Source organism: Halomonas sp. 707B3, from assembly GCF_024158645.1.
Classification (GTDB): domain Bacteria; phylum Pseudomonadota; class Gammaproteobacteria; order Pseudomonadales; family Halomonadaceae; genus Vreelandella; species Vreelandella lionensis.
Genome location: NZ_JAMZBE010000178.1, coordinates 1 through 6484, shown reverse-complemented (window position 1 = coordinate 6484; position 6484 = coordinate 1). Strand labels below are relative to the sequence as shown.

General features: G+C 54.9%; 5 protein-coding genes and 3 tRNA genes. 3 read left to right on the top strand and 5 right to left on the bottom strand.

Annotated elements, in window-relative coordinates; all coding sequences use genetic code 11:
- From lnt to miaB, 5 genes are all read right to left on the bottom strand, one after another.
- Positions 1-943 (bottom strand): apolipoprotein N-acyltransferase (lnt, locus tag BIS10_RS16615; RefSeq protein ID WP_253506887.1); only part of this gene is annotated, 943 nt, incomplete at its 3' end.
- Positions 944-991: 48 nt separating this feature from the next.
- Positions 992-1876, bottom strand: coding sequence for an HlyC/CorC family transporter (locus BIS10_RS16610; RefSeq protein WP_253506884.1), 885 nt, complete (start codon positions 1874-1876; stop codon positions 992-994).
- A 167-nt stretch (positions 1877-2043) separates the two neighbouring features.
- On the bottom strand, positions 2044-2505 hold the full coding sequence (gene ybeY / locus BIS10_RS16605; protein WP_062359162.1) for an rRNA maturation RNase YbeY: 462 nt from the start codon (positions 2503-2505) through the stop codon (positions 2044-2046).
- The gene (locus BIS10_RS16600) at positions 2502-3593 is read right to left on the bottom strand and encodes a PhoH family protein (RefSeq protein WP_253506882.1); all 1092 of its coding nucleotides are present in this window, start codon (positions 3591-3593) and stop codon (positions 2502-2504) included. Before BIS10_RS16600 ends, ybeY begins: the two co-directional genes overlap by 4 nt.
- Before the next feature lie 86 nt (positions 3594-3679).
- Positions 3680-5023 (bottom strand): tRNA (N6-isopentenyl adenosine(37)-C2)-methylthiotransferase MiaB, encoded by a 1344-nt coding sequence (gene miaB / locus BIS10_RS16595; protein ID WP_188638129.1) that lies wholly within the window; start codon positions 5021-5023, stop codon positions 3680-3682.
- Between the two features lie 188 nt (positions 5024-5211).
- On the opposite strand from miaB, the gene BIS10_RS16590 reads away from it, so the two are divergent.
- The 3 genes from BIS10_RS16590 (at position 5212) to BIS10_RS16580 (ending at position 5560) form a co-directional block, all read left to right on the top strand.
- Positions 5212-5287 (top strand) — tRNA-Asn (locus tag BIS10_RS16590).
- Between the two features lie 88 nt (positions 5288-5375).
- Positions 5376-5451 (top strand) — tRNA-Asn (locus BIS10_RS16585).
- Between the two features lie 33 nt (positions 5452-5484).
- A tRNA-Asn gene (locus BIS10_RS16580) sits at positions 5485-5560 on the top strand.
- The last annotated feature ends 924 nt before the right edge of the window (positions 5561-6484 follow it).

The window sequence follows — 6484 nt, the reverse complement described above, 5'->3', positions numbered from 1 at the left end:
CTTTTTGGTAGCTGCCTTCCACGTTGCCTACGCCAATCACGCTGTTGAAGTAGCGGTTGTTTTCATCCTGCTGAACGATGCCGGTCAGCAGGGCGGCTTCTGGCGGCAGGTTGGCCTGCACGCGCTCAAGCACCGGGCGCGCTTGGCTATCAATCATGGGTAGCGCGGTTTCAGGCCATAAGATCAGATCCGCTTCATCCGCCACTTCGCGGGTTAAGTCGCTGTAAGTATTCGCAGCGGTGCGCTGGCCTTCAGGCGTCCATTTTAACAGCTGGGGCAGGTTGCCCTGCAGAAGCGCGACGCGAGTGGGTTCGCTTACCGGCGTTGTCCACTGGCTTGGCAGTACGAAAGGGGCCAGCCAGATAGCGGCCAGCGGTAGCGCCGCCCACCACTGGCGGCGCAGCAGTTCCGCCCCCAGAGTGCCGGTCAGCACCACCAGCAGCGAGAGTAAGTACACACCTCCAACGGGTGCCCAGCTGGCCAGCGGAGAATCCACGTAGCTGGACCCCACCAACAGCCAGGGGAAGCCGGTAAACAAGTAAGTGCGCAGCACTTCACCCAGCACCCAGGTACCTGCAAAAGTCAGAAGTGCCCAGCGGGGGCCGATAAAGCGCCGGTAGAGCCAAAACGTGCCTGCGAAGAACAGCGCCAGGACGCTCACAAACAGCGCGGTTAAAAAGACCGCGAGCGGCACACCGGTGTAGCCGTAGTCGTGAATCGATACGTAAACCCATGAGGTGCCGCTAGCAAACAGCGCCACGCCATACAGCCAGCCTTTTAAGGCCGCCTGGGCAGGGCTTAAAGTGTGCAAACCTGCATACAGCAGGCCGATGGCCACGGGGCCAAGCCACCATAGTTCAAACGGGGAGGCGGTAAGCGTTGTAAAGCCGCCAGCCACTAAAGCGGCTAGCAGCTGTAGCGTCAACGTGGGTGTAAACCCCATGGCGATATCCTATCAGCAGGGTGGTGTAGGCAGTGTGGGGGCGACAGGCTAGTCGTCTTGGCTTTCGTCGTCGTCGGCTTCGCTGTCGCGATAGGCCTCAAGTAGGCGTATCCGGCGGTTGTCGGCATTTAGAATCACAAACCGCCAGCCGCCTAAGCTGGTGTGCTCGCCTCGGCCTGGCAGATGACCAAACTGCTGCATCACAAGGCCGCCCACCGTATCGAATTCGTCATCAGAGAACTCGGTGCCAAAGCGTTCGTTGAAGTCTTCAATCGGGGTGAGGGCGCGAATCGCGAAGTGGCCGTTCTCCAGCGTGCGGATATCGTCCTCTTCATCGGTATCGTGCTCATCTTCGATATCCCCGACAATCTGCTCAAGAATATCTTCAATGGTGATGATGCCCGCCGTGCCGCCATACTCATCCACCACGATCGCCATATGGTTATGGGTTTCGCGGAACTCTTTGAGCAGCGTGTTCAAACGCTTTGACTCAGGAATAAACATGGCAGGGCGCAGCACGTCTTCCAGCTTGAACGCATCGCGGCTCTCTTGCGATTGCGACAGCAGCGGCAGCAGGTCTTTGACCAGCAGGATGCCTTTTACGTCGTCTAGGTTTTCGCCCACCACCGGGTAGCGTGAATGGCCGGTCTCTTGGATCAACGGTAGGTAGTCATCCCGCGTTTGGTCGAGGGTAATCGCCGATACCTGAGAGCGTGGGATCAAGATTTCACGCACTTGCTGATCGCTGATCTCAAGCGCGCCCTCAATAATCATGATTGCGTCTTGATCCAGCTTCAGTTTCCCTGCGGTGTGGCGTAAAAACGTCATCAGCTCGTTCCGCGAGCTGGGTTCGTCGTTGTCTCCGGAAAGGGCGCCAAAGAGTTTCTCGAGCCATGATTTTTGATTAGGGTTGCTCGATCGGTCTTCGCTCATTGCGTCAAATCTCTCTCAGTTACGGACAGAATGTTACGGAAAAGGTAGTTCGGAAAATATTGTACGGAGAAGCGGTCACGAACGGGTGCCCACGCTTCAAGTGACCGTTTTATCACTGAGTGGCAGCAGACACCACCCTAAACGTACGTTTGGCTCAAGGTAGCAGCTTACACGTGATAAGGATCAGGAATATTAAGGGTGGCCAGCAGCTCGCGTTCTAGCTGCTCCATCTCTTCGGCTTCCTGCTCTTCGATATGGTCGTAACCCATCAGGTGCAGGGTGCCGTGTACAACCATGTGGGCATAGTGGTGGGCCAGCGGCTTCTGCTGCTCTTCGGCTTCACGGGCGACTACGGCATGGCAAATAATCAAGTCGCCCAGCAGCGGCAGGGTAATGCCGGGTGGGTTTTCAAACGGGAAAGAGAGCACGTTGGTGGGCTTATCTTTTTCCCGATAGTCGCGGTTAAGCGCCTGGCTCTCCTCTTCATCCACAAAACGAATGGTGAGCTCTAGGCGGTCATCATCCGGGTGGCGAGAAAAGACACAGCCCACCCAATGGGTGAGCTGTTCAAGCGAGGGTAGCAGTGGCTCATCAATCGCCGCTTGCCGGTCGATTATGATGTCGCTCATCGGTAGGCTTCTCCCGAACGTTCGCTATTGCGCTCTAACGCCTGCATACGCGCTTCGCGCTCCTGCTGGCGTGCTTCACGACGAGCGCGCTCTTGCACTTCCTGCTCGGATTCAAACTCGTCGTAAGCCTCGATGATGCGCTGCACCAGCGGGTGGCGCACCACATCTTTCGCGGCAAAGTGGGTCACGCCGATTCCTGGCGTATCTTTGAGCACGTCGAGCACTTGCGAGAGGCCTGAACGCTGCCCGCGCGGTAAGTCGACCTGGGTAATATCCCCGGTAATCACGGCGGTGGAACCAAAACCAATCCGCGTCAGGAACATTTTCATCTGCTCCGGCGTGGTGTTCTGGCTCTCATCCAGAATGATGTAGGAGTTGTTCAGCGTACGGCCACGCATATAGGCCAGCGGGGCAATCTCGATCACCTGACGCTCGATCAGCTTAGCCACCTGCTCAAAACCGATCATTTCATACAGCGCGTCGTACAGCGGGCGCAGGTACGGGTCGATTTTTTGAGCAAGGTCGCCCGGCAAGAAGCCGAGTTTCTCACCGGCTTCTACCGCTGGGCGCACCAGCAGAATGCGGCGCACTTCTTGCTGATTGAGCGCTTCTACCGCAGCGGCCACGGCCAGGTAGGTTTTACCGGTACCCGCTGGCCCAATGCCGAAGTTGATATCGTGCTCGCGAATACTCTGCACGTAGCGCTGCTGATTAAGCCCGCGTGGCTTAATCATAGTGCGCGGCGTGCGCATGATGACTTCATCGCTACCGCCTTCGCCATCGTCTTCCTCTTCCAGGGCTTCTAGCCCGGATTCTTGGAGGAACAGATGCACGGTATCCGCCGATAGCTCATCGGCAGCGGTTTCACGGTAGAGGTGTTCCAGCACGTTGGCGGCCGCTTTGATGCGGTTCGCGGCACCGGCCAGCTGAAAAACGTTGCCACGGTTGCGTAACGTCACATCCAGGCGGCTCTCAATCAGCTTTAGATGCTCGTCCTGTTGGCCGCAGAGGCTAGCGAGACGCTGCGGGTCATTGGGTTCAAGGCTTAGGGTGATAATGCGATTGGCCTGAGGTGATGGCTGGCTCAAGAGTAAGAAACCCGTTAGTTGATGTGTGTGAGTCTCAGCTTACTGCCCCGGCGGTGCCGGGGCAATTACCTACGATAAGCAAGCGGTCAATAACGCTCGGCAGAGGCGAGTTCAGCGCGCAGCGAATTGGGCAGCGCTTCGGTGATCTCTACATCGACAAAGTAGCCGATTAGCTCGGTGGGGTTAGCGGCGCGGAAGTTCACCACGCGGTTGTTCTCGGTACGCCCAGAGAGCTGGCCGGGGTCTTTCGGAGAAAACCCGGTAACCAGAATGCGCTGAGTAGTGCCCACCATGCGGCGGCTAATCTGCGCGGCTTGCTGAAGGATGCGCTCCTGCAGAATAGCCAAGCGCTGCTTCTTCACGCTTTCAGGGGTGTCGTCTGGCAAGCCGGAAGCGGGCGTGCCGGGGCGCGCCGAGTAAACAAAGCTGAATGAGTGATCGAAACCGATACGGTGGATCAGATCCATCGTGGCCTCGAAATCCTCTTCTGTTTCACCGGGGAAGCCGATAATAAAGTCAGAGGAGAAGCTGATATCCGGACGGTTAGCGCGGATACGCTCCATCTTCTCGATGTACTCTTCCGCCGTGTGGCCGCGCTTCATGGCGCTCAGAATGCGGTCAGAACCAGACTGTACCGGCAGGTGCAGGTGGCTTACCAGCTCCGGAATATCCGCATAGGCGTCTACCAAGCTATCCGTAAACTCCACCGGGTGAGAGGTGGTGAAGCGAATACGGTCGATGCCATCCACCGCCGCGATGCAGGCGATCAGCTCGGCAAGGTCAATCTCGTCGCCGTCTTCGTTGTCGCCACGGTAGGCGTTCACGTTCTGGCCCAGCAGGTTGATTTCACGCACGCCCTGGTCGGCTAAGTGCATGACTTCATCCATCACCGCTTCAAACGGGCGGGAGACTTCTTCACCGCGAGTGTAAGGCACCACGCAGAAGGTGCAGTACTTCGAGCAGCCTTCCATGATCGACACAAACGCCGTGGCACCATCGGATTTAGGCTGCGGCAGGTGGTCGAACTTCTCGATTTCGGGGAAGGTGACATCCACCGCCGCAATTTGATTATTGGCGCGGGCGTCGAGCATCTTCGGCACCCGATGCAGGGTTTGCGGGCCAAAAATCATATCTACGAAAGGAGCGCGTTTACGCAGCGCTTCACCTTCTTGGCTGGCCACGCAGCCGCCTACGCCAATCACAAGATCCGGATTGGCGTCTTTGAGCTTTTTCCAGCGGCCTAACTGGTGGTAGACCTTATCCTGAGCTTTTTCACGAATCGAGCAGGTGTTCAGCAGAATCACATCTGCTTCCTTCTCGTTATCGGTGAGCTCCAGCTGGTGAGATTCGCCGAGTAGGTCCGCCATACGCGAGGAGTCGTACTCGTTCATTTGGCAGCCGTGCGTTTTGATGAAGAGCTTCTTCGCCATCGGTACCTGTCATCTATGGGTCGTCGGGGAGACGAGGGATGAATGAAATAACGGTTGGGCAGCGATTGGTGCGGCCGTTGAATGCGTGCATTATACGGATACAAGAAACCAGGGGCTAGGCATTCCCCCGTAATCGATACTTGACCCGAGCGTTTCAATCAGTATACTACGCACCGTGTTTGAGCAGTTCCTCGATAGCTCAGTTGGTAGAGCAAATGACTGTTAATCATTGGGTCGCAGGTTCGAGTCCTGCTCGAGGAGCCAAAACACTTGTTAAGACAACTGCTTAGGCTACTTTAAGTAGAGGTTAATAAGTGATAGGCTCTGGTTCAAACGCAACAGCAAATGATGTTCCTCGATAGCTCAGTTGGTAGAGCAAATGACTGTTAATCATTGGGTCGCAGGTTCGAGTCCTGCTCGAGGAGCCAAGCTGCTGTTCTGCTAAAGTTTTTTTCTGTTGTTCCCTGATAGCTCAGTTGGTAGAGCAAATGACTGTTAATCATTGGGTCGCAGGTTCGAGTCCTGCTCAGGGAGCCATCTAGCGTAACACCTTCCCCATTTGATGATTCTATCGCCCGCTGCCATATGGCATTTTGGGTGATTTTTTGTGCGTGGCTGTTTTTATTTGGCGCTTGCGTGATGTTGTTAGCGTTGGCCTCAATTTCCTTTCTTGCTGCGAGAATTCATCTAAGTGTTTGAAAATAATTGATTTTATCACTGGCTTGAGCTGGATAGCTAAGGCCTAAGCGCTACTCTTTACGCTGCCTAAGCCTCGCCACTGGCTGACCGGTAGCGAAAAAGTGCATTTTTGACAAAGCCTAATAGTGCCGAGATATTCCAAAAGACATGGCGCAAGAAGGACTAAAATAGCGAGTGGTTGGGTTGTTCTAACCGGGCTATGTGAGCAATAATGCTAATAATAATTAAAGTGAGTGTGAGCTTGTGCGCATCCACTTTCTTGCGCCAAAGGGTTGCAAAGATGGTCCTTGTTTAGCTACAAAAGCTTAATGATGGTGCCTGAGCCTACGAATACGTGTATTTATGCTTGGCTTGAGTATTAGCTTTCGACCATTAGCGGATGCTTGTTGGCTCGTTCCCAGAATACTTATTCATTAGGGGGGAGAAGGTTCTATCTAGATATTGGAGGTGGCAGGGAATATCTATCGACGATGCCATTAGCCACTGTTAGTGTAGAAAAATCAAGGTATTTACTATAAGGCAAAGGAGGGGGTGATGGCAAAGATTAAGGTTGTTGCGAAACGTGATTTTATTGAGTCAATAACTGCTTCTTCGCGGCCATTGCCTGCCCTTGCTGAGCTTATCTGGAATGGGCTTGATGCAGGGTCTGATCGGGTTACTATCAACCTGAATCCGTGAAGCCGGCGCCGACACTTTCCCTATCACCGCCAGCGAGCACTTTTTGATCATTCGCCCCGTGCAAGTTGGCTTTCGCAAGCCCGT

Bases quoted from the DNA above. Each gene is read 5' to 3' on its own strand.
- BIS10_RS16610 (WP_253506884.1), bottom strand. From the start codon at position 1,876: ATGAGCGAAGACCGATCGAGCAACCCTAATCAAAAATCATGGCTCGAG.
- ybeY (WP_062359162.1), bottom strand. From the start codon at position 2,505: ATGAGCGACATCATAATCGACCGGCAAGCGGCGATTGATGAGCCACTG.
- miaB (WP_188638129.1), bottom strand. From the start codon at position 5,023: ATGGCGAAGAAGCTCTTCATCAAAACGCACGGCTGCCAAATGAACGAG.